Here is a 22,459-nt window from a genome sequence, read left to right as displayed (position 1 = left end):
CATGGTCTCAGGCGAACCCGACCTGCTGATCGGTGATCACGTGAATGAGCGCCGGCCGGCGTTGCTCGGCGACGGCGACCAGCGCACGCTCGACGGCGCCGGCGGCCTGATCGCTCGCACTCACCGTTTCGCCGTGCCCCCCGAACGCGGCCATCAGGGCCGCGAAATCGGGGTTGTGCAACTGCGTGCCACTCACGCGGCCCGGGTAATGTTTTTCCTGGTGGGCCCGGATCGTGCCGTATTGCTGGTTATCCATGACCACGATGAGCATGGCGGCGCCGTACTGCATGGCGGTGGCCAGTTCCTGGCCGTTCATCAGAAATTCGCCGTCGCCGGCGATCGCCACGATCAGGCGCTCGGGGCATTCCAGCGACGCCGCGACCGCGGCCGGCACGCTGTAGCCCATCGAGCCATTGCGCACACTCAACTGACTCGGAAACACATGGGTCGGCAGATAGCGCTGGGCCCAGAAACAGTGGTTGCCCGCGCCGAAACAGTGGATCGCATCGCGAGGCAGACGCGCGACGATTTCGTTGACGACGACGCTCATGTGCGCGGTGCCGGCGGCTGTCGGCGCCAGGCTATCCGGATTCGGCAATGCCGATGCTTCGGCCTGGGCCTCGCGGCCTGCCGAACGCCAGGCGTTCCAGTCCGCGGCACGGCCCAGATCGAGGTCTTCGACCGCGGCGGCGAAGGCCGCCGGCGTGGCCACGATGTGCTGCGCGACCGCCCCGCTTCGGCCACGCAGGGCGGTATCGATATTGACCAGAATATTGGTAGCGTCCATGGCCTGACGCAGGGTATAGCCGTCGGTCGGCACGTCGGTCGGCACGGCGCCGATGGCCAACAACACGTCGGCATCGGCAAACATGCGCACGGCCGTTTCGTTGCGGCCATAGCCCAGCCAGCCGGCATTGACGGGCGAATCGAACGACACGCGGTCGGTCGCCCGCCAGTCATGAATCACCGGGATACCGTTGGTTTCAGCGAAGCGAGTGATGGTGGCCGCGGCCTGCTCGGTCCAGCGCGGCCCACCGGCAAATATCAGCGGTCGCTCGGCGCCGGCGAGCGCCGACTTGAACTGCTCGTAATCTACAGCGGAGACCGCGCCTTCGGCCACGGGGAGCACCGGATGCAGGGTCGCCTCGATCTGCTGGGTGATGACGTCCTCGGGCAGGCCGACGACGACCGGCCCGGGCCGCCCCGATTGCGCGGCAAAGAACGCCTCGGCGACGATCTCCGATGCCCGCTCGGCCTGATCCAGTACGAAGACGCGCTTGGTCTGGGTGCCGAACCAGGCCTGCGGATCGAATTCCTGGAACGACTCCCGCTGGCGGCTGGCGACCGGGATCAGGCCGATGAACAGCACCAGCGGCGTGGCATCCTGCCAGGCCGCGTGTATGGCCACGCTGGCGTTGGCCGCGCCGGGCCCGCGCGTGACCAGCGCCACACCCGGCGCGCCGGTGAGCTTGCCGTGGGCTTCGGCCATATAGCAGGCGCCACCTTCCTGGCGGCAGACGACGGTTTCGATACCGGTATCGTAGAGCCCGTCGAGCACGGCCAGATAACTCTCGCCAGGGACAGCGAATACGCGCTTGACGTCATGCAGGGCCAGCGAATCGACAATCACCTGGCCAGCGTGCTTTGTGCTCATGCGTTACTCCTCGCAACTGCCGATTCGAAGTCGGTCCGGTCGCGAATCTGCAATAATCGAGGATCCGACACTCTTGCTCGACACCGATCTGCTGTGGGTCGGCGCGTCTTGTGCTGGTCTGCGCTAACGGTCGGCCGCGCCGGCGTCCGGGTAGGGGTAGCGCCGTTGCGATAGCGCAGGTCAAACAGCACTAGCGTCTCCGGATTGCGGGTATTGACATCGGTACGACCAATATCAGCGTCCGGGTTCATGCAGTCCAATGCAAAGTTACTGGCCTCGGCATGCCGAAACGGCATGCTTTAGCGCTCGTTCGTGACGATAGAACCCATCTAGGCTATTTCATGCGCTTCCAGAAAAGCGCGGATTCGCAGCGCGAGCGCGCGAATGGTCAGCGCCGCGAAATGCCGTGGCGACCAGGTCACGTGCAAGGGCAGTTGCAGTACCCGCGGCGCATCGTCTGTGTTCTGCGTCTGTTCCACCAGACGCAGCGGGTGCGCGCCATAACGCGGCATTTCCGTCGTGATGCCCACGCCGTGACCGCCGACCGCCAGTGCCATGATCGTCTGGCCGTCCTCGCATTCGAACATCCGCGCGAAACTCAGACGCGACCGGTTCATGGCATTGTCCAGAATCACGCGGCTGACGCTTTGCCGGGACGGCACGATGACGTCCTCGTCGCGCAACGCGCTGATCGGCAACGTCTCCCGTTTTTCCAGAGCCCAGGGATGATCGGCTGCGACAAACGCTTTCAGCGCGATATTTCCCAGCGACGCGGATTCCAGATCGGCGGCCGGCGGCGCCGGGGAGACCGCGAAGTCGGCGCCGTGGGCCAGCGAGTGCGGGATATCGAAATGCCGGGTTTCCCGGGTCAGGATGATCGGATCATCGGCGCCGGTGGTGGCGATGAAGGGTGCGATGAAAGTACGCACGGAAGCGGCGGTTGCGGCCAGCACGAGGGTGGAGACGCGGCCGGTACGCAACGCTTCGGCGGCGCCCTCCAGCCCCCGCGTTTCGATCATGAGGCGACGCGCGGCGGGCACGAACGCCCGCCCCGCCGCGGTCAGCACGAGCCGGTTGCCCCGCGCCTCGAACAAAGGAAAGCGCAGTTCGCGCTCGAGTTTCTTGACCTGCCGGCTCAGGGCTGGCTGGGCGATATGAATATTTTCCGCGGCCGCGGTGACCGTGCCGGCATCCACGACCGCGAGAAAACATTCGATACGCCGATAGTTCATTCCGGCATCATGCCGTTCAGGCATTAAGCAAAGCAATAAAAAGTATTGGTTGGCATGCTGGCAACAGACTAGGTTCAGATCAAAGCATAAGCGCTGTCCCCATGCCTTTCATTTCGAACAGGCAGCGCGGAGGATAACCGCACCATGGATATGTTCTCGGACCAGCAGCAGACGGTTCTCGCCGTCATCATCGGCGTCTATTTTCTCGTGCTGGTGGGCATTTCCTATGCCATCAACCGCAACGTGAAGACCTACGAGGAATACAGCGTCGCGGGCCGGTCGGTGCGCACCTTTCCCATGGTTCTCACCCTGATCGGCACCGCGATCGGCGGTTCGATCCTGCTCGGTTTCATGACCAAGGGCTACACGCTGGGCATGGGCCAGGTCTGGATTCTGATCGTCATTCTCGTGCCCTCCGTGTTCATGGCGCTGTTCATGCTCAGACCGATACGCGAGATCGGATCGCGGCAGAACCTGGTCACGGTCGGTGACTTCACCAGCGCGGTCTACGGCCGCCACGCGCGGTTTCCCACCGCGCTTTCCATGCTGACTGCCTATTGCGCGATCACCGGCATGCAGTTCGTCGCGGTTGCTACGATTCTCAATCTGACCATCGGTCTGAGCATGACCCAAGGCATTCTGCTGGGCACGGTGCTGTTGACCGTGAAGACCTATCTCGGCGGCCTGAAGTCAGTGGTGTTTCAGGACGCCATCCACGGCACCATCCAGACGATCGGCATCTTCGCGCTGTTTGTCGCGGTCCTGATCGCCTCCGGCGGCTGGTCCGCGATCGAGGCGCAGGCGAGCACATTGCAGATGTCGGACCAGCTCAGTCCGCTCAATGTATCCGTGTCCCAGATGACGGTGCTGCTCCTGACCCTGGGCGCCTACCAGCTCGTGCGCCAGGATCTGTGGCAGCGCGTCTGGGCCGCCAAGACCATGCGCACCATCCAGGTCAGTTTCTGGATCGCGATCGCCCTGCAGACCGTCATCGGCATGGCGGTGGTGGCGATCGGCGTGATGGCCCGCTTCGGCCTGCAGCTCGACAGCGCCGACCCGGCTCTCATCTATTATCAGGCGGTGGCAGCGGTGTTTCCGTTTCCGCTGGTGATCATCATGGTCCTGGCCCTGCTCGCCACCGTCATTTCCTGCGCGGACTCCTTCTTTCTGGCCGGCAGTGCCTCCATCGTCAACGACATCATCAAACCGATGCTGCACGAGCCCGACACCAGGCTAATGCTGATCTACAGCAAGCTCTCGGTCGCCATCACCGCGGTCATCGCCTGTCTGCTGGCGCTTTACATCCCCCATCTCGTCACCCTCTGGGTGGTGGGCACGGCGATGCTCGTCTCCGGCATTCTCGCGCCAGTGCTGGCCGGGCTGTTCTGGAAAGGCGTGAGCCGCGTGGCCGGGGTGAGCGCGATGTGGTCGGGGCTCGTGTTCGCGATCGTGTGGCAGGTGTTGGACCATCCCTTCGGCCTGCATCCGGTGTTCATCGGCCTGCCGCTTTCAATCGTCGTGCTTGTCGGTCTTTCGCTGGTAACACGGGACGAGCGACAGCCCGCGACGACGCCCTCCTCGCTCGGATGAGCCGAGCGGCCGGCTGGTTGTTTACTCGACCGCCGGAATGACGTCCTCCAGGATATTGCACACCATGTCGATCTGGGCGGGTTCGGTGATGAAGGGCGGCCCGAGTTGCACCGTGTCGCCGCCGAAACGCAGATACAGCCCGCGCTTCCAGGCGGCCATCGCGATCTGCCAGGGGCGGCGCCCCGGCTCGCCGTCGACAGGGTCGATCTGGATCGCCGCGGCCAGACCCAGATTGCGGATATCGACCACATGGCGCAGACCGCGCAGACCGTGTACCTGCGCCTCGAAATACGGCGCCAGCTTTGCGGCCCGCTCGACCATGTGTTCGCGCTCGTAGATATCGAGAGCGGCCAGGCCGGCCGCGCAGGCCAGCGGATGCGCTGAATAGGTATAGCCGTGGAAGAACTCGATCTGGTACTCGGGCCCGCCTTCGTTCATGAAAGTCTGGTAGATGGCATCGCTGACCACGACGGCCCCCATTGGCACCGCCGCATTGGTGAGGTTTTTCGCCAGGGTCATGATATCGGGGCGCACGCCGAACAGTTCCGCCCCGAACGATGCGCCGGTGCGACCGAAGCCGGTCAGCACTTCGTCGAAGATCAGCAGCACGTCGTGGCGATCACAGATCGCGCGCAGTCGGTTCAGATAGCCCTTCGGCGGCACGATCACCCCGGCGGATCCGCCCATCGGTTCGACCATCACCGCGGCCACCGTATCGGCGCCATGCGCTTCGATCATGTCTTCGAGCGCATCGGCCAACTCGGCGCCGTGTTCGGGGATGCCCCGGCTGAAACGGTTGTCCTCCAGCAGCGTATGCGGCAGATGCTCGCTGGTCAGCATGTCACCGAAGCCCTTTCGGTTGGCTTCGATACCGCCGACGCCGGTGCCGCCCACGTTGACGCCGTGGTAGCCCTTGGCGCGGCCGATCAGACGTGTCTTTTCCGGTGCGCCGCGCTTGGCCCAGTAGGCGCGCGCCATCTTCAATGCGGTATCGGCTGATTCCGAGCCCGAATTGGTGAAGAACACATGATCCAGCCCTGCCGGCGTGAGCGCTTTCACACGGCTGGCCAGTTCGAACGCCAGCGGATGGGCATACTGGAAAGGCGGCGCATAATCGAGTTCGCGTGCGGTACGCGCGATCGCGTCGGCGATTTCCGTGCGTCCGTGCCCGAAGCTCACACACCAGAGCCCGGAGAGACTGTCGAATATCTCGCGGCCGTCGGCATCCCGGTAGCAACAGCCCTCGGCGCCGACGATCAGCCGCGGATCGGCCTTGAACTGACGATTGCCGGTAAACGGCATCCAGAACGCGTCCATATCCGCATCGGTCAGCGCGGCGGCGCGTGCATCGAGGTTGCCGGACAGGTTTTGCGTCTGTTTATTCGCCTGGGCCATCGTTCACCTTGCGCTCTGTTTTATCGAAACCCGACTGTAGCCGCGCGCTCTGTTTGGTTACATGCCTGTTTCTCGACGTAAACGTCAGTCACAGCTAACGTATGCAGACGGCTTTCCACCACGACACTGCGCCATGCTCGAGCGCCATATCGATCCGCTGGGCCAGATCAGCGATTTCGAGGTCCGTCTGATCCGCGTGTTCAGGGCCGTGGTCGAAAGCGGTGGTTTTACCGCGGCGATGCCGGCGCTCGGTATCGGCCGCTCCGCGATCAGCCTGCATATGGCGGATCTGGAGGCCCGGCTCGGCATGCGCCTGTGCCAGCGCGGGCGCTCGGGCTTCGCCCTGACCGAAGAAGGCCGGGACATCTATCAGGCGTCGTTGCGGTTGCTCGCATCGCTGGAAACCTTTCGCAACGAGGTCAACAGCCTGCATCGCCACCTGCGCGGGGAACTCAATATCGGCATCACCGACAATCTGGTGACCCTGCCGCACATGCGCATAACCCACGCCCTGGCCGCACTCAAGCAGCGCGGGCCGCAGGTGCATATCAATATCCACATGATTCCGCCCAGTGAAGTGGAGGCTGGCGTCATGGACGGCCGGCTGCACGTGGGCGTGGTTCCGGCCATGAACGCAATGCGCGCTCTGGATTACAATCCGCTCTACAACGAGGCCGCCTATCTCTATTGCGCGCGCAACCACTCGTTCTACGAACGCGAGGATGATTCGCTCGGCGCAGACGACATAGCGGCGGCGGATGCCGTGGTACCGGCCTATGCGTTGCCCGCCGCCGGACAACGCTGCCTCGAACAGCTCAACGGCATGGCCACCGCAACCGATCGCGAGGGCATTGCCTTCCTTTTGCTCACCGGATGCTATATCGGTTTCCTGCCGGAACACTTCGCGCGTCGATGGGCCGATACCGGTCAGCTGCGCAGGCTGTGTCCGGATCGATACGCCTATCGCATCGAATATGCAGCCATCACCCGCCATGGGCGCCGCCCGCATCGCGTGCTCGACACCCTGCTGGCCGAGCTTGGCCATCCGGACAGCCCGCTTTCGTCTGCCACCAGAGATTCCGCTTGATCGACCTGCACAGCCATTCCACCTGCTCCGACGGCCGCCTGTCGCCCGCCGAACTGGTCGCGCGCGCCGCCGACTACGGTGTCACCCAGCTGGCGCTGACCGATCACGATACGATCGCCGGACTGCCGGCGGCGCAGGCAGCCGGTACCGTCCACGGCGTACACATCGTGGCCGGCGTGGAGATATCGGTCACCTGGAACAAACGCACGCTGCATATCGTCGGACTGGCGTTCGACCCCGCGGCTGATGCGCTGAATGACGGTCTGTCCGCGCTACAGGCACAACGCGCCGAACGCGCCGCCGTGATTGCCACGAAACTGGAAAAACTGGGGCTGACCGATGCCCTGAGCCGCGCCCGAGCGCTGGCGGGGACGGGCCAGATCGCACGTCCGCATTTTGCGCGCCTGCTCGTCGAAGACGGGCTATGCAAGGACATGAATCAGGCCTTCAAACGCTATCTCAGGCCCGGCAAACCCGGCCACGCAAGCATCGAATGGGCCGCGTTGGACGATGCGGTTCGCTGGCTGCATCAGGCCGGCGGTATCGCGGTGCTGGCGCACCCGTTCGGCTACGGTTTTTCCGGCGCCTGGCGACGACGTGCCGTGGCGGCATTCGCCGACGCCGGCGGCGACGCACTGGAGATCTGTACCGGTACCACCGATCGCGCCAAGGAAATGACCGCGGCCGCCGACGCCAGCGCTCACGACCTGTTGGGCTCGGTCGGTTCGGACTTCCATGCGCCCGAACAATTCTGGCTGGCAATGGGCCGATTACGACCGTTGCCCCGTGGGCTGACGCCGGTCTGGGACGATCCGCGACTCGCCACCAGCCACATCAACGACGCCTAAGCCGTAATCAGTACACATCCCGCAGATAGCGATGTTCCGAGGCGAGCGTCTCGACGTAGCGTGCCGCCTGTTTTTCGTCCAGGCCGCCCTGCTCGCGCACGATCTGATGCAGCGCAACATCCACATCCTTGGCCATGCGCTCGGCGTCACCACAGATATAAATCGTCGCCCCGGCTTCCAGCCAGGCCCAGAATTCACGCGCCTGTTCGAGCATGCGGGTCTGCACATAGACCTTCTGCTCCTGGTCGCGCGAGAATGCGAGCGTCAATCGAGTAATCAAGCCGGATTTGCGCCAGCCCTCCAGCGCATCCCGGTAGATATGGTCCCTGGCACTCTCCGGATTGCCGAAGAACACCCAGTTGCGCCCGGGGTCAGCGCGCGCCTCGCGCTCCTGCAGAAACGCCATGAACGGCGCGATGCCGGTGCCCGGACCGATCATGATGGCCGGGTGGTCGGGATCGGCGTTGACCCGGAACTCCTGAGACGGCTGGATATAGATCGGCACCTCGCCGTTGCGTGACAGGCGCTTGGCCAGGAACGTCGACGCCACGCCCTTGTAGCCGCGGCCGTAGAGCGCGGTCTTGAGCACGGCGACGGTGGTATGGATTTCGTTGGGATACTTGCGCCCCGACGAGGCGATCGAATACAGCCGCGGCTGCAGCGGCCCCAGCCGATCCACCAGCTTCTGCACGTCCGGGCGCGCGCTCGGGTAGACGCGCAGTATTTCCAGCAGACTCTGGCCTTCCTCGACGCCGCGCTCGGCGAGCATGCGCAGATCCTCCGCTTCCTCGGCATCACCGGCGGAATCAGCCAGCAGCGCGATCACGTCGTCGCTGGGCTTGGTGATATCCAGTTCCTTGAGCAATACCTGGCGAAACAGCCGCGTCTCGCCGTCGGGGGCGACGACCTTCTCGCCGCCCGAAGCCTCGATATCCGCAAGAATCGCGTCCACCGTGCGCGGATCGTTCTCCGGAAAGATGCCCATGGAGTCGCCGGCTTCGTAGTACACGCCGGAGTCGCCGAGGTCGATGACCACATGGCGGGTGTCCTTGGTCGAGCCTTCGGCGTTGAGCGGAGTGCTCGCCTTGAGACGGGCCATCAGCGGATTATCGCGGGTGCCGAGCGGGCCTTTGGCCTTCGGCTTGGGCTTGGGTTTCTCCTCGGGCCCGTCCTGCGTGTCGGCATTGGCGGCCTGCTGCTCGGCCACCAGTTCCTTCAACTTGCGTTCGGTCTCCTTGGCGCCCGGCACGCAGCGATTCAGATCCTCGCCGTCAAAAGCGATGGCCTCGGCGTAGGTCTTGCACAGATAGCCACACTGGCCACAGTCGAGTTGCGCCATGGCCGCCATGAGCTGGCGCTCGTAGGGCTTGCCCGCGGCGAGTTCCATGCGCTCGTCCATCTCCATGGCCGGGTCGTGCCAGGGGAAACTCTCTTCGGATTTCTGTTCCTGACCGGTCGCCCCACCCAGTGAGCCCTCCCAACCGGCGAGCGCTGCGATCAGGCCATTGAGCCACTCGCGCTGCTCGGCCTCGAACGGCGCGTCTTCGGGAATCAGATCGACTTGTGTGGGCATGGTTCTACCTCGTTGCTGTCACGAGAAAAGTTCTTTGGGCATCCGCAGATGGACACAGATCCGCGCAGATGAAAACGAAGAACGAAAGGCAGGAAGCGCTGAAGCAGGTCAATCACCATGCGCTTCGATTCCTCAGCAGGCGCCTCATCGTTGTCGTTAATCAGCTCGCGGAGAGGCCTTCTTCCTTATCGCTTCGATCTGTGTTCCTGTCTGTGTCTACCTGCGTTCATCTGCGGATAAATGTTAGGCCGCGTTGGTCTCATCGGCGGCGGCAGTATCAGGATCGTCGGCGATCGGCGGCTCGGCATCGGCGGGTATTTCGGCTGCGGCCTGGGCCCGCGCTGCGGCTTCCGATCGCTCGGCGATCAATTCGCGCAGCTCGGAGATTTCATGACGGCGGGCGAAGGCGACGAAGCGCTCGCCCTTGTGTCGCCTGTCCATATAGGCGCCCATCAGCTGCTCGATATAGACCGGTAGCCGGGATGCGGCCACGCTCGCGGCCAGTTCGCGGGCAATGCCCTGCTCGTCTTCATAGCCGCCGCCGACGAAGACATGAAAGCCGTCGACCTGATCGGCCTCTTCGGGGTCGGCCGCGTCCGGATCGTCGACCTTGCAGCCGAGCAGTCCGATATCGCCGATATAGTGCTGGGCACAGGAATTCGGGCAGCCGGTGACATGGATGTTCATCGGCTCGTCGAGCTCGAGCGTCTTCTCCAGGTGTTCCACCAGCGTCATGGCGTTGCCCTTGGTCTCGGCGTTGGCAAACTTGCAGCCGAAACTGCCGGTGCAGGCGACCATTCCGGCGCGCGCCGGGCTGGCCTCGACGTGCAGACCGGCGCCCACAATCGCCTTGACGACGCTGTCCACGTCGGCCTTGGCGATATCGCCTAGCAGCAGGTTCTGCCAGACCGTGGTGCGCAGCCGGGCGTCGCCGTAGCGGTCGGCGAGATCGGCCAGCAGGTGCATCTGGGCCACGGTCAGCCGGCCCACCGGAACGACCACGCCGACATAACGCTTACCGCGCTGCGCCTGATCGTGGATACCGACATGCCCGCTCTTTTCCACCGGCGCGCGCGTCTCGCAGCGCGCCAGCGGATAGCGCCGCAGCGTGAACGGCAATTGTTTTTGCACCTCGCGCATGAACTTCTCGAAGCCCCAGCGATCGAGGACGTACTTGAGCCGCGCCTTGTCGCGGTCGGTACGATCGCCGCTGCTCAGAAACACGCGCAGGACGGCGTGGGCAACAGCGACGCATTCCTCGGGCTTGAGCATGACCCCGGTATCGCGGGCGAAATCCTGGTGCCCGGTGATGCCGCCCAGCAGGAGCCGAAAATACGGCCGGCGCGGCAACGGACCGTCGCCCTTGGGCAGTACGGCGGCGAAGCCGACATCGTTGGTGCCCTCCAGTGCGCTGATGCGTCCGGCGCCGTCGAACGCGATATTGAACTTGCGCGGCAGGCCGTTGAGTTCGCGGTGATTGAGGATATGGTGATGCATGGCCCGGCAATAGGGCGTGACGTCGATCAGTTCCTGCGGGTCGATGCCGGCGAGCGGCGAGCCGGTGATATTGCGAATGTTATCGCCGCCCGCGCCACGGTTGAGGATGCCGATATCCTGCAGCCCCATAAGTACATCGAGCGAATGGGCGGCCCCGATCTCGCGGATCTGCAGATTTGCGCGGGTGGTCACATGGGTATAGCCGCCGCCGAACTGCTCGGCCAGATCCGCGACGCCGCGAAACTGATGCGCCGAGAATATGCCGCCCGGCATACGCAGCCGGCACATATAGCTGTCCTGATTGGGCGCCACGTAGAACAAGCCATTGGACTTCATCAGAAAGACCATGTCGCCCTTCGGGTATTCGCCGCGCGCCGCCAGCCCGGCCATCTCGTCCCACATGTCGTTGGGGTTTAGATCGGCCTTGGCTTTTTCCTGGCCACAGAGTTCGCCGCCGGCCGCCTCGGCGCGAATCCGTGCCTGAGCATGGAAATCGTCCGGCCGTAGACGCTTGCCGCCGGTAAGCCCGGTCATGCCCGGTACGCCACGGGCCAGATGCAAACCCGCGGTGACACCGCGCAGATAGCGCTGCTGTTCGTCGTTGAAACTGTTGTCGGTCATGTCGGGCTCCGATTCGTTCGGTCACGAGTCGTTTTCTTTAAAGGTTTATCCGCAGATGGACGCAGATTTACGCAGATGAAAAAAGCGGAATGCGGCGCTGGTTTGTCTGCGAATGAACACGAACCGAGCCGGCGGCCGAACGCACACGAGAGGTCACGGGTCGAGACTCATACGAATCAGGCCAGCAGGCCCGCCCATGCCGTTCATCGAAAAACGCCATTTCCTTTCCGTCTGTGTTCATTCGCGTCCGTTGGCGAACAGTTAATGCCTTAGCTCTTAAATCTGTCTTTTCATCTGCGTCATCTGCGGATGAAAAATGTCTTTCTGTATTTCTGGTCTTAATCCCGCCCCGACTCGGCCAGCAGCTGGGCGATTTCGGGTTTGCAGGAGCCGCAGTTGGTGCCGGCCTCGAGGGCTTCGCCCACAGCCGCCACTGAATCCAGGCCGTTCTCGGTGATCGCGCGCAGGATCGTGTTTCGGCCCACGCCGAAGCACGAGCAGACCTGCGGGCCGGTGTCCTTGCTCGTATCTGCCGGGCGCCCGGCGAGCAGGCCAGCGCGATCGGCCTGCTCCACCGGCGCACCCGTGAACAGGGAAGCCAGCCAGCTGCGATCCGGCAGGCCCAGCGGCTCACGGTCGACGAACAGGCAGGCCTCGATATGGCCGGCATCCATATGCGCGGCACGGTAACGGCCCGCGGCGATATCGCTGACATCCAGCCAGTCGGCGGCGCGGCCCTCCACGCCCAGCCAGTGGCGGGCCATGGCGACCCAGTCCGTCGGCGTCTCTATCCCGGCGATCTCGTAGCGCCAGAACCGCTCGCCGAGCACGGCCACCCAGTAGTCGACGGCCGCGTCGCGCGCGATCGGCAAGGGTCTCGCCGCGAGGATGAAGCCGTACCAGGCCGCCGCATACGGTGCGATGGCTGCCGGCGTGTGCTTGAATTCGGGCTCTCCGGAAATCGGGCAGACCGCGGGGTTGCCGAGCGCCCCGACACGGGCATCGGCGGCGAACTGATCGTTCCAGTGCATGGGTACGAACAGCGAGCCGCGACGCTGATTCGTCGTCACGGTGACGCGCGCGGTAAGCGCGCCCCAGGCGGTCGCCACGCGCGCAAGCGCCCCGTTCACGAGCGCATGTTGTTCGGCATCCAGTGGATGCACTTCCACGAACGGCTCGGGAATATGCGCCGACAGCCGTGCCGATTTGGAGGTACGGGTCATGGTGTGCCAGTGATCACGCACGCGGCCGGTATTGAGCACGAGCGGCCATTGCGCACTGATGTCGTTGGCCGGACCGCGCGGCGTGACCGCAACGAGACGGGCCTGCCCGTCATCGGTGGGATACACACCGTCGCCAAACAGGCGCCGGTTGTCCTCGATCACCGGCATGGCGCCGACGGCCCGCAGCGGCTGCTGGTGGCCGACCGGCCAGCGCAGCGGCGTCAGCGCGTCGTATTCATCGTCGGAGAGGTCGGCCAGACCGGCCAGATTCAGCACCCGGCCACCGTCGTTCTCGAACGCCGTGAGTTCCGCGTGCTCGCGAAAGATATCGGCCGGGCCGAGATAGTCGAAGCCCGCGCCAAAGCCCATGCGCCGGGCCACGTCGCTGATGATCCACCAGTCGGGCTTGGCTTGCCCTGGAATAGGCAGAAAATTGCGCTGGCGCGAGATCACCCGTTCGGAGTTGGTCACGGTGCCATCTTTTTCTGCCCACGCCGCGGCCGGCAGCAGCACATGAGCGACGTTGACCGTATCGGTGTGGCGCATGCAATCGGAGACGGCCACGAATTCGCATTGTTCCAGCGCGCGCCGGGCGCGATCGGCGTCGGGCAGGCTCACCAGCGGATTGGTGGCCATGATCCACACCGCCTTGACCCGCCCCGATTCGATCGCCTCGAACAGTTCGACCGCTTTCAGCCCCGGCTTGCGGGCGATCGCCGGCGAATCCCAGAAACGCTGCACGGTGTCGGCTTCGTCGAAGCCCATGTGTGCAGCCAGCGTATTCGACAGCCCGCCCACTTCACGGCCGCCCATGGCGTTCGGCTGGCCGGTGATCGAGAACGGGCACGCGCCGGGTTTGCCGATGCGATCGGTCAGCAGATGACAATTTATAATGGCATTGACTTTGTCGGTGCCCGCCGAGGACTGGTTCACGCCCTGCGAGAACACGGTCACGGTGCGGTCGGTGTCGCCGAACCATTGAAAAAACATCGTGAGCACGTCGGCATCGACACCGCAGGCCGCGGCCACGGCAGCGATATCACCGCCCGCGTGGGCGGCTTCGACGGCATCGGCGCTACCCGGCCGTGGGCTGTCGAAACCCTGCGCAGCGAGCCAGGCGAGCAACCCGTTGAACAGCGCCACATCCGTGCCCGGCGCCAGCGCCAGATGCAGATCGGCGCCTTCAGCCGTGGCCGTGCGCCGCGGATCGATCACCACCAGCCGCTTGGAGGGATCGTTTTCCTGCGCGGCGACAATGCGCTGATAGACCACCGGATGACACCAGGCGGTATTGGACCCGACCAGCACCACGAGATCGGCCGCTTCCAGATCGTCATAGCAGCCCGGCACCACGTCCTCGCCGAAGGCGCGCACGTGCCCCGCTACCGCCGACGACATGCACAGCCGCGAATTGGTATCGATATTCGCCGAGCCGATATAGCCTTTCATCAGCTTGTTGGCGACGTAATAGTCCTCGGTCAGCAGCTGACCGGACACATAGAACGCGACCGCATCCGGCCCGTGCTCGGCGATGATGTCGGTGAAACGGCTGGCGACGGTATCCAGCGCGTCGCCCCAGCTCGCACGGCGACCGTTGACCACGGGATGCAGCAGGCGATCGGCCAGCCCGACCGTATCCGCAAGCGCGGTGCCCTTGGAGCACAGGCTGCCGAGATTGGACGGATGCGCCACGTCGCCGCTGACCGCGACCGCAGCGTCGTCGCCAACGGTCGCGGTCACGCCACAGCCAACGCCGCAATAGGGACAGGTGGTACGCGTGGTCGTGGGCATCACGCGGCCTCTTTCTCGCTGTCGGCGTCGGGCATGTACGCCTGGCCGAACAGCAGCAGATCGCGATTGGCCGAAACGTCGGCCTTGTCCTTCATCAGACGGAAATACCAACCGCCGTCGCCTGTATCGCCATAGAGCACCACGCCGACGATCTGGTTGTCGCGCAGCACGAGGCGCTTGTAGACGCCGCGCCGCACATCGGCGTAGACGAGCGCTTCGGTGTCTTCTCCGTCGGCGAAATCACCCGCCGAATACATGTCGATGCCGGTGACCTTGAGCTGGGTCGCGGTCACCGACCCCTGATACTGGGTATGGCCGCGGTAGGCCAGATGATTGGCGCAGACCCTGGCCTGGTCCCAGAGCGGCGCGACCAGCCCGTATACCGCCTGGCGATGCTCGACGCACTCGCCGACCGCGTAGATACGCGGGTCATAGGTCTGCATGGTGTCGTTGACCACGATGCCCTTGTCGCAGTGCAGACCCGATTTCTTCGCCAGTTCGATATTCGGCCGGATACCCACGGCCATCACCACCAGTTCGGCGTCGATGACGGAATCCTCGGCGTCGGCAAAACGCAGCCCGACCACCCGGCCCGCCGCGTCGCCAAGTATGGCGGCGGTCTTCGCGCCCATACGGAAATTCAGCCCGCGCTGGGCCAGCGAATACTGCAGCAGTTCGGCGGCGGTCGGGTCGAGCTGACGCTCCATGAGGCTGTCCATGAGATGCACGACGGTGACGTGCATGCCGCGCTTGTGCAGGCCGTATGCCGCTTCCAGCCCGAGCAGACCGCCGCCGATGACCACCGCATGGCCGCCATTCTCGCTGGCCTTGACCATGCGATCGACGTCGCCGATATCACGGAAACTGATCACACCATCGAGCGTATGGCCGGGGACCGGCAGGATGAACGGCGTCGAGCCGGTGGCCAGCAGCAGCCGGTCGTAGCCGACCTCGCGCCCGGACTCGGAGATCACCATGCGCCGGCGGCGGTCGATCCTGGTGACCGCCTCGCCGGTGTGCAGGGTGATCTCATGCTCGGCGTACCAGTCGCGATCACGTGTCTCGATCTCGGCGAACGCCTTGTCGCCCGCCAGCACCGGCGACAGCATGATGCGGTTGTAGCTGGCATGCGGCTCGGCCCCGAACACGGTCAAGTTGTAGCGCTCGGGCGCGGCCGCGAGCACATCCTCGAGCGTGCGCAAGCCGGCCATGCCGTTGCCGATGACCACGAGATCAAGCCGGGGTTGGCTGCAGTTGTCACTCATGCGCTATCACCCTGTTGCCGTCGACTCGTGCCGCGCTCATGCGGGCTGCGCACCGGGGTCCCCGGTGCCGCGCGCCTTGATCGGGTCGTCGCCGGCCGAAGCCGTGTCGAAAGCCGCCTTCTCCTCGGCCAGCACTTCGGGCGAAAAGCGCACGAAGAACGCGAACAGCGAGCACACCATCACGGCGCAACCGAGAATCAGCAGACCCTGGCCATAGGACAGCGATTCGCTCTTGAACAGGAAACCCGCGAGCACCGCACCCGCGTTGCCGCCGGCCCCGACGATGCCGTTGACGCCACCCAGCGCTTTCTTGTTCATGAACGGCACGAGGCCGAAGGTCGCGCCTTCGGACATCTGCACGAACAGGCTGAACACGACCATGCTGGCGATGGCGGTGGCGAGCACTTCCATCTGCGAAAACGTCACCAGCGCGATGCCTTCGATGAACATGGCCAGAAACAGGAAGCGCACGCGCCCGGTCAGGCCCATATAGCGGGCCGACAGATCCGAAAAGAAGCCGCCCATGGTGCGGGCGAAGATATTCATCAGTCCGAACAGGCCCGCGATCAGGCCGGCGGTCTTGAGATCGACATGGAAGTTATCGAAGAAATAGATCGCGGCAACGTTGTTGATGGTCAGCTCTACCCCGAAACAGCCCGCATAGACCACGAACAGGGCCCAGACGCGATAGTCCTTCGCTGCGTTGCGAAAACTCGACCAGCCGCTGTTCTCGTTCTTCGCGTAGGGAATCGCACCGGCGGCGCGCAGATCCGAGTAGTTGCCGTCGGGCGCGTCCTGGGTGTACTTCAGATAGGCCAGCCCGAGAATGAAGAGCATGACGCCCGGCACCACCATCGCCAGGCGCCAACCCAGCGTTTCGCTCACGCCCAGGGAGACGATCGCAGCGAAGATCAGCGGCATCACGATCTGGGTGGTGCCGCCACCGAGATTGCCCCAGCCCGCAGTGGTGGCGTTGGCCGTGCCCACGATATTGGGCGCGAACATAACCGACGTGTGGTACTGGGTAATCACGAACGACGCGCCGATGGCGCCGATGCACAGGCGCGCGATCAGAAAGCTCTCGAAGCTGTCGGCGAAGCCGATGCACATCACCGGGATCGAGCCCAGGATCAGCAGCGTGGAATAGGTCCGGCGCGGGCCGAACTTGTCGCACAGCGGGCCGATGATCAGGCGTACCAGCACGGTAATCGCGACCGAGGCGATGATGCTCCAGCCCACCATCGACTTGTCGAGATTCAGATCCTCCCGTACCACGGCCATGAGCGGCGCAATGCCGAACCAGCCGAAAAAGCACAGATGAAATGCCAGCCAGCTCATATGAAACGCACGCATCTGCACCGACTTGAAGTCGAACAGGCGAATGCGGGTGGCCTTGTGAGCGAGTTCCATGATTGAGGCTCCTGGTCGTTAACCGGCGACGGAAGTGGCAAAAGAAGGGTTGAGTTCGGCGAGTTCACGCAGGCGCACAGTGCGCCCGGGTGATTCATGCGCGGCGAGATAGCCGAGTACGTCGCGCGGCTCGAACACGCCGCCGTCGAAGAACGCGTCGGCGCCCATCGAAAGCACGCGGTCCGGGGCCTGGCCGGCAGTCAGCGACCAGCCCGCCGGATGCGTGCCCTCGCTCTTGTAATCGTCGTCCGGACAGACGATGCCCAGCGGCGCCACGGCGTCGCGGTAGATATCCGGCCGATAGACACGGCCCGCGGTCATCGCAATATCCACGGGCGCGCTGATCTGGCTCCAGCGGATCATCTGGCTGATGAACCACATGGCATGCGAACGCCAGGGGAAATTGGCCGCATAGCGATTGAAGACATTGAAATCAGGGGCCGGGCGCGGCGCCGCACCCGGGTGATAGCAGAATCGCCCGGTGAGCGTGCGCCGGATCACTTCCGCCGGCGCATCGACATAGCTGGTGTCGGCCAGGGTGTCGGCGGCCTCTTCGCAGTTGGCGTGGTTGTCCAGCCAGGCACCCGCACGCACGATCGCGCGGATGAGGGCGCGGTGGGTGCGTGGATTCGCCAGCGCCCACTCACGGGTCACGCCCAGCACCTTCTCGGGGGCGTTGTTCCAGATTTCGTAGCCGGTGATCAGGGCATGACCCAGGCCAGCGCGCACGGCCAGCTGATTCCACGGCTCGCCGACGCAATAACCGGCCAGCCGCCCCGCCTCGATATTGGCGACCATGCGCGCCGGCGGCACGACGATCAGATTGACGTCGCGGTCGGGGTCGATACCCGCCGCGGCCAGCCAGTAGCGCAGCTGATAGTTGTGCATCGAGGCCGGATGCACCATGCCGAACGTCAACGGCGCCAGGCCGGCCGCGCGGTCCTGGTCGATAACCTGCTTGAGCGCGCTCGCGCTGCAGGGCCGGGCCATCGTCGCGGCCGGGTCGATAGCGCGCATGCGCTCGTAGAGAGGTGTCGATACCGTGATCGCGTTGCCATTGAGCCCGAGCGACAGCGCCGTGACCATTGCATGCGGCAAGGCGCCCACCCCCAGCGTCGAGGCAATCGGCATGCCGGCCAGCATCTGGGCCCCGTCCAGCAGGCCGAGCGCGACCTTGTCGCGAATGGCCGCCCATGAGGACTCGCGCGACAGCTCAACGCCCAGGCCTTCGGCCTCGAAGAAGCCCGCTTCGCTGGCGATCACCAGCGGCGCGCAGTCGGTCAACGCGATGAAGCCCAGCTTGAGCGTATCGCGCTCGTGCGGCTTGCCGATATAACGGCCCTTGCGGCCGAAATGTGCTTCATGCCATGCGGTCATTATCGATACCTCGCCTGTCCCGCTTGCACGGACGACAGACATGAAAAAAGCCCGGCTCCACGCACGCATGTCCACGTGGTGATGCCGGGCTTCGTTGCCCTCAAACCCCTTGTATGACGTCAGTACATAACCCGCCTTGCCGGGGATCCACTGATCGTCGTTGACCCGAGGAATGCACTGTTGTCTGGTAGGAGTATTGCAGAAACCGTGCCAGCACTCCCCCATGTCCTGAAAGCTATGCCAGCCAAAGGACAGGCACGCCTGCGGTGTCATCAGCGCGCCGTCGTACGCCGGATAGCGGCAGCGTTTTCTGCGTCAGCGCAGTGCGGCTCGCACTTTTTCCGTGCGGATCGGCGTCGAGGCCGATCAGTCGGCGGCGTGCACCATGACCTGCCGCGCGACCTCGGGCAATGGCAGCCCGTGATCCATCGCGCTCTTGCGCAACCGCGTGTAGGCCTGCTGCTCGCTCAGGGCGCTGCGCTCCATCAACAGACACTTGGCGCGGTCGATCACCTGACGGTCCGCCAGCGTCTCGCGGGTCTGGGCCAGTTCACGCTTGAGCGACTCCATCTGCCGAAACTGGCGCACCGCAACGTCGACCAGCGAGCGCACCAGCGCCGGCGACAACCCTTCCATCACATAAGCGCTGACGCCGGCATCCGCGGCCTGTGCCATGAGACGACGATCGTCTTGCGATGACAGCATGAGCAGTGGCTTGGGGTACCGGCGACCGAGCGTGGCCACATCTTCAAGCACATCGCGCGACGGTGAGTCCGCGCCCACGATCACAGCGTCCGGTGCATGACGTTCGACCGCCGCGTAAAGATCCGCATCCTCGTGCAACACATCCACGACGTCGAAGCCGGCATCCGCGATCACGGCGCGCAGCGTCGACAATCGAGCGGATTGACGATCCACCAGCAGAACACGCATGGCCACGACACCTCCGATTGGCTGATGCCGTCAATACAGCAACAAGCGTGCCACGGTGATCGCCGCTGTTCGATCTTTGGACCTACGGCAGTGCCCCAAAAAAAACGCCGAAGGTCCGGTTTTGGGCAGCTGCTATCTGGACATGGTGGCCTGTTGGCGCGAAGGATTATTCGCGGCTGTGCCGCTCAACCCTGCGGAGTCCGTGTCGCTGCGCGCCCCGGTTCTCGCGAGCGATGCTCGCTCGTCGAACCGAGGGGGTCGAATCAAATCCTCTCCCCCAGCCAGCACCCACAAAAAAGCCCTCCAATTGGCGGGCTTTGGTGCGCGTCTTCATGGTCTGGCGGTCTTTTACAGCAAGGATTATTCGCGGCTGGCGCCGCTCACCCCTTCGGGGCCGCCGTCGCTTCGCTCCGGCGTTCTCGCGAGCAGTGCTCGCTCGTCGAACCGAGGGGGTCGAATCAAATCCTCTCCCCCAGCCAGCACCCACAAAAAAGCCCGCCAATTGCCGGGCTTTGGTGCGCGTCTTCATAGTCTGGCGGTCTTTTACAGCAAGGATTATTCGCGGCTGGCACCGCTCACCCCTTCGGGGCCGCCGTCGCTCCGCTCCGGCGTTCTCGCGAGCAGTGCTCGCTCGTCGAACCGAGGGGGTCGAATCAAATCCTCTCCCCCAGCCAGCACCCATAAAAAAAGCCCGCCAATTGGCGGGCTTTGGGTGCTGGCTGGGGGAGAGGGATTCGAACCCCCGTTGGCGGAGTCAGAGTCCGCAGTCCTACCACTAGACGATCCCCCAACAAACTGGGACGACTGCTCGCCGGGCAGGAGGCGAGCAGTCGGCAATCGTCGCTAGCGCTTGGAGTACTGCGGCGATTTGCGGGCCTTGTGCAGGCCGATCTTCTTGCGCTCGACCTTACGCGCATCACGGGTCATGAACCCGGCGGCGCGCAGCGGTACACGCATCATTTCGTCGTAGGACACCAGCGCACGGGACAGGCCATGGCGGATCGCGCCGGCCTGACCGTTCGGACCGCCACCCTTGACGGTGACGTTGATGTCGAAACGATCGGTGGAATCGGTGGCTTCGAGCGCCTGACGCACGATCATGCGCGAGGTCGGGCGGCCGAAGTAGTCGTCGAGCGACTTCTTGTTGACCGTGATCTGGCCACTACCCGGCTTGATGAAAACGCGTGCGGTGGCGGTCTTGCGACGGCCGGTGCCGTAGGTGGTTTCGGTTGCCATGTCTTTCTAAATCTCCAGCGTCTGCGGCTGCTGCGCGGTGTGCGGGTGTTCGGCGCCGGCATAGACGCGAAGTTTGCGATACATCTGACGGCCCAGCGGGTTCTTCGGCAGCATGCCCTTGACGGCGTGCTCGATCACGCGCTCGGGATGCGCATCGAGCTGCTTCTCGAGCGTGGCCGACTTGAGGTTGCCCACGTAGCCGGTGTAACGGTAATAGATCTTCTGCTGCAGCTTCTTGCCGGTGACCTTGATCCGGGACGCGTTGATAACCACGATGTGGTCGCCAACGTCCTGATTAGGCGTATATTCCGGCTTGTGTTTGCCGCGCAGACGGAAAGCAATTTCCGACGCGAGGCGGCCAAGCGTCTTGTCGGCGGCGTCGACAATAAACCAGTCGGCCACTATTTCGTCTTTCTTTGCAGAAAACGTCTTCATTACACTGTACCTGAACCAACGCGTAATACAGCCGGGGCGGCTGCGAAAGCGCGTAATTCTATCGGGGAAGCACGGGATTTGCAACGGCCTGAATCGGCACGATCAGGGGCACGAACTGAGGATATGATCCAGACCCGTGCGCTGGCTACGTGGCCGCCGCTTGGCGTAACCATACCAGATCACGCCGACGCAGTATTCCTGTTGCGGATCCGCGCCAAGAATCGACATGAAATCGGCGTGCTGCGTGGCCTCGCCGCTGATCCATTTGCTGCCGATGCCCGCACTGTGCAGATAGAGCGCGAGGTTCTGAATTGCGCAGGCGCAGGCGGCATAGTCCTCGCGCGCGACCACCGGGTCGGCATCGTTGGCGCATGTGACCGCCAGCCAGCCGGGCACCGCCTGCCAGCGCTCGCGCTTTGCCGACGCGACCTCGTCGCCCTTTCGCGCCGCGACCAGACGCGTGTTCAGATCGACGAGCGCCTGCTTGGTATCCGGCCCGAGCAGATAGAAACGCCAGGGCTGGGTCAGATGATGATTGGGCGCCCAGCGCGCCACTTCCACGGCCTCGCGGATAATCGATTCGGCCGGGATCTCGCCGGTAAACTGATCGACCGTGCGGCGCCCGCGAATGAAGGCTGCGGCATCCTGCGTGCTGATCGGGCTGGGTTCCAGGCGGGCGCGGTCGGTCATCGCAACAGGCGTCAGGACGCGTCGGGTTTCTTGTGGTTGGCGAGCTTGCCGTTGGCATCGGCGATCCGCAGCAGCACGAGGTTGGCCAGTTCTTCGTGCATGCTGGTGAGCAGATCGCGCTGTTCGGCTTCGGCGGCCAGCCGTTCGGTATCGTCGAAACTGTAGTCGCGGGTGACCGACAGCTGTTCGTTGGCAAGCTGCGTGGCGCCATTGACGCTGTAGTCGAACAACACTTGGGTGGTCAGTTCGTACTCCGCCACGCGGCCGTCGACCGGGCTGACCGACACGATCCGCTGGCGATTGTCGATACGCTGGATATCCAGCTGCGCCGGCGCATCGACCTCGCCAAGCAGGCCGCGCTCGCGCAGGCGTTGCTGCAGTGTCTCGACCAGCGGCGGATCGCCGACGCGGTAGTCGTCGTTGTAGCTGACGTACATCGCGTCGATGCCCTTGGGCAACGGCGAGGCGCCCTGCAGATGAAAACCGCAACCCGCCAGACCCAGGCCCGCGACCAGCGTGAGCATGGCCCATAGGCCGAAACGCGCCGGGGCGCGGGTTTTCACGATCTCGGTCTGGCTCATATCGGCAGGTTCCTGAATATC

At 64.2% G+C, this 22,459-nt stretch carries 16 protein-coding genes, 1 tRNA gene and 1 pseudogene; 3 read left to right on the top strand and 15 right to left on the bottom strand.

From position 1 onward, the window contains the following. Positions 1–7: 7 nt before the first annotated feature. Both ACFOSU_RS01255 and ACFOSU_RS01250 read right to left on the bottom strand, forming a co-directional pair. On the bottom strand, positions 8–1,654 hold the full coding sequence (locus ACFOSU_RS01255) for a thiamine pyrophosphate-dependent enzyme (RefSeq protein WP_380685649.1): 1,647 nt from the start codon (positions 1,652–1,654) through the stop codon (positions 8–10). Positions 1,655–1,983: 329 nt separating this feature from the next. Further along, the gene (locus ACFOSU_RS01250; RefSeq protein ID WP_380685647.1) at positions 1,984–2,886 is read right to left on the bottom strand and encodes a LysR family transcriptional regulator; all 903 of its coding nucleotides are present in this window, start codon (positions 2,884–2,886) and stop codon (positions 1,984–1,986) included. A gap of 144 nt (positions 2,887–3,030) precedes the next feature. Here ACFOSU_RS01250 and ACFOSU_RS01245 point away from each other — a divergent pair, with 144 nt between their 5' ends. After that, positions 3,031–4,476 (top strand): sodium:solute symporter family protein, encoded by a 1,446-nt coding sequence (locus tag ACFOSU_RS01245; protein WP_380685645.1) that lies wholly within the window; start codon positions 3,031–3,033, stop codon positions 4,474–4,476. Positions 4,477–4,497: 21 nt separating this feature from the next. Here the strand turns inward: ACFOSU_RS01245 and ACFOSU_RS01240 are convergent, their stop codons facing one another. Next, positions 4,498–5,793 carry an aspartate aminotransferase family protein gene (locus tag ACFOSU_RS01240; RefSeq protein ID WP_380686434.1) on the bottom strand — a complete coding sequence of 432 codons (1,296 nt, stop codon included), beginning with the start codon at positions 5,791–5,793 and terminating at the stop codon, positions 4,498–4,500. 211 nt (positions 5,794–6,004) lie between these two features. Here ACFOSU_RS01240 and ACFOSU_RS01235 point away from each other — a divergent pair, with 211 nt between their 5' ends. Further along, positions 6,005–6,958 carry a LysR family transcriptional regulator gene (locus tag ACFOSU_RS01235; protein WP_380685642.1) on the top strand — a complete coding sequence of 318 codons (954 nt, stop codon included), beginning with the start codon at positions 6,005–6,007 and terminating at the stop codon, positions 6,956–6,958. Further along, positions 6,955–7,806, top strand: coding sequence for a PHP domain-containing protein (locus ACFOSU_RS01230; RefSeq protein ID WP_380685640.1), 852 nt, complete (start codon positions 6,955–6,957; stop codon positions 7,804–7,806). Before ACFOSU_RS01235 ends, ACFOSU_RS01230 begins: the two co-directional genes overlap by 4 nt. Before the next feature lie 7 nt (positions 7,807–7,813). Here ACFOSU_RS01230 and ACFOSU_RS01225 read toward each other — a convergent pair whose 3' ends face one another. The 12 genes and pseudogenes from ACFOSU_RS01225 to ACFOSU_RS01170 all read right to left on the bottom strand — a co-directional run bounded on the left by ACFOSU_RS01225 (position 7,814) and on the right by ACFOSU_RS01170 (position 22,438). Beyond that, on the bottom strand, positions 7,814–9,379 hold the full coding sequence (locus ACFOSU_RS01225; RefSeq protein ID WP_380685638.1) for a sulfite reductase subunit alpha: 1,566 nt from the start codon (positions 9,377–9,379) through the stop codon (positions 7,814–7,816). A 243-nt stretch (positions 9,380–9,622) separates the two neighbouring features. Next, positions 9,623–11,497 carry a NirA family protein gene (locus ACFOSU_RS01220; protein WP_380685636.1) on the bottom strand — a complete coding sequence of 625 codons (1,875 nt, stop codon included), beginning with the start codon at positions 11,495–11,497 and terminating at the stop codon, positions 9,623–9,625. A 338-nt stretch (positions 11,498–11,835) separates the two neighbouring features. Next, positions 11,836–14,511: a molybdopterin-dependent oxidoreductase gene (locus tag ACFOSU_RS01215; RefSeq protein ID WP_380685634.1), complete on the bottom strand. Its 2,676-nt coding sequence runs from the start codon at positions 14,509–14,511 to the stop codon at positions 11,836–11,838. 2 nt (positions 14,512–14,513) lie between these two features. Beyond that, positions 14,514–15,776 (bottom strand): annotated as a pseudogene (locus ACFOSU_RS01210) (NAD(P)/FAD-dependent oxidoreductase); the annotation flags it as partial. A 36-nt stretch (positions 15,777–15,812) separates the two neighbouring features. Then, positions 15,813–17,186, bottom strand: a complete 1,374-nt coding sequence (locus ACFOSU_RS01205) for an MFS transporter (RefSeq protein ID WP_380685632.1) — start codon at positions 17,184–17,186, stop codon at positions 15,813–15,815. Positions 17,187–17,204: 18 nt separating this feature from the next. Further along, positions 17,205–18,563 carry a CmpA/NrtA family ABC transporter substrate-binding protein gene (locus ACFOSU_RS01200; RefSeq protein WP_380685630.1) on the bottom strand — a complete coding sequence of 453 codons (1,359 nt, stop codon included), beginning with the start codon at positions 18,561–18,563 and terminating at the stop codon, positions 17,205–17,207. 366 nt (positions 18,564–18,929) lie between these two features. Further along, positions 18,930–19,496: an ANTAR domain-containing response regulator gene (locus tag ACFOSU_RS01195; protein WP_380686432.1), complete on the bottom strand. Its 567-nt coding sequence runs from the start codon at positions 19,494–19,496 to the stop codon at positions 18,930–18,932. Between the two features lie 716 nt (positions 19,497–20,212). Then, positions 20,213–20,286 (bottom strand) — tRNA-Gln (locus tag ACFOSU_RS01190). A gap of 53 nt (positions 20,287–20,339) precedes the next feature. Continuing rightward, positions 20,340–20,732 (bottom strand): 30S ribosomal protein S9, encoded by a 393-nt coding sequence (rpsI, locus tag ACFOSU_RS01185; protein WP_380685628.1) that lies wholly within the window; start codon positions 20,730–20,732, stop codon positions 20,340–20,342. Positions 20,733–20,738: 6 nt separating this feature from the next. Continuing rightward, positions 20,739–21,167 (bottom strand): 50S ribosomal protein L13, encoded by a 429-nt coding sequence (gene rplM, locus ACFOSU_RS01180; protein WP_380685626.1) that lies wholly within the window; start codon positions 21,165–21,167, stop codon positions 20,739–20,741. Positions 21,168–21,269: 102 nt separating this feature from the next. Next, positions 21,270–21,857 (bottom strand): nitroreductase family protein, encoded by a 588-nt coding sequence (locus ACFOSU_RS01175; protein WP_380685624.1) that lies wholly within the window; start codon positions 21,855–21,857, stop codon positions 21,270–21,272. 11 nt (positions 21,858–21,868) lie between these two features. Beyond that, on the bottom strand, positions 21,869–22,438 hold the full coding sequence (locus tag ACFOSU_RS01170; protein WP_380685622.1) for an LPS-assembly lipoprotein LptE: 570 nt from the start codon (positions 22,436–22,438) through the stop codon (positions 21,869–21,871). Between the last annotated feature and the right edge of the window lie 21 nt (positions 22,439–22,459).

It is taken from the genome of Salinisphaera aquimarina (assembly GCF_042643355.1).
GTDB classification, from domain to species: Bacteria; Pseudomonadota; Gammaproteobacteria; order Nevskiales; family Salinisphaeraceae; genus Salinisphaera; species Salinisphaera aquimarina.
This window is presented reverse-complemented; position numbering and strand designations above follow the sequence as displayed.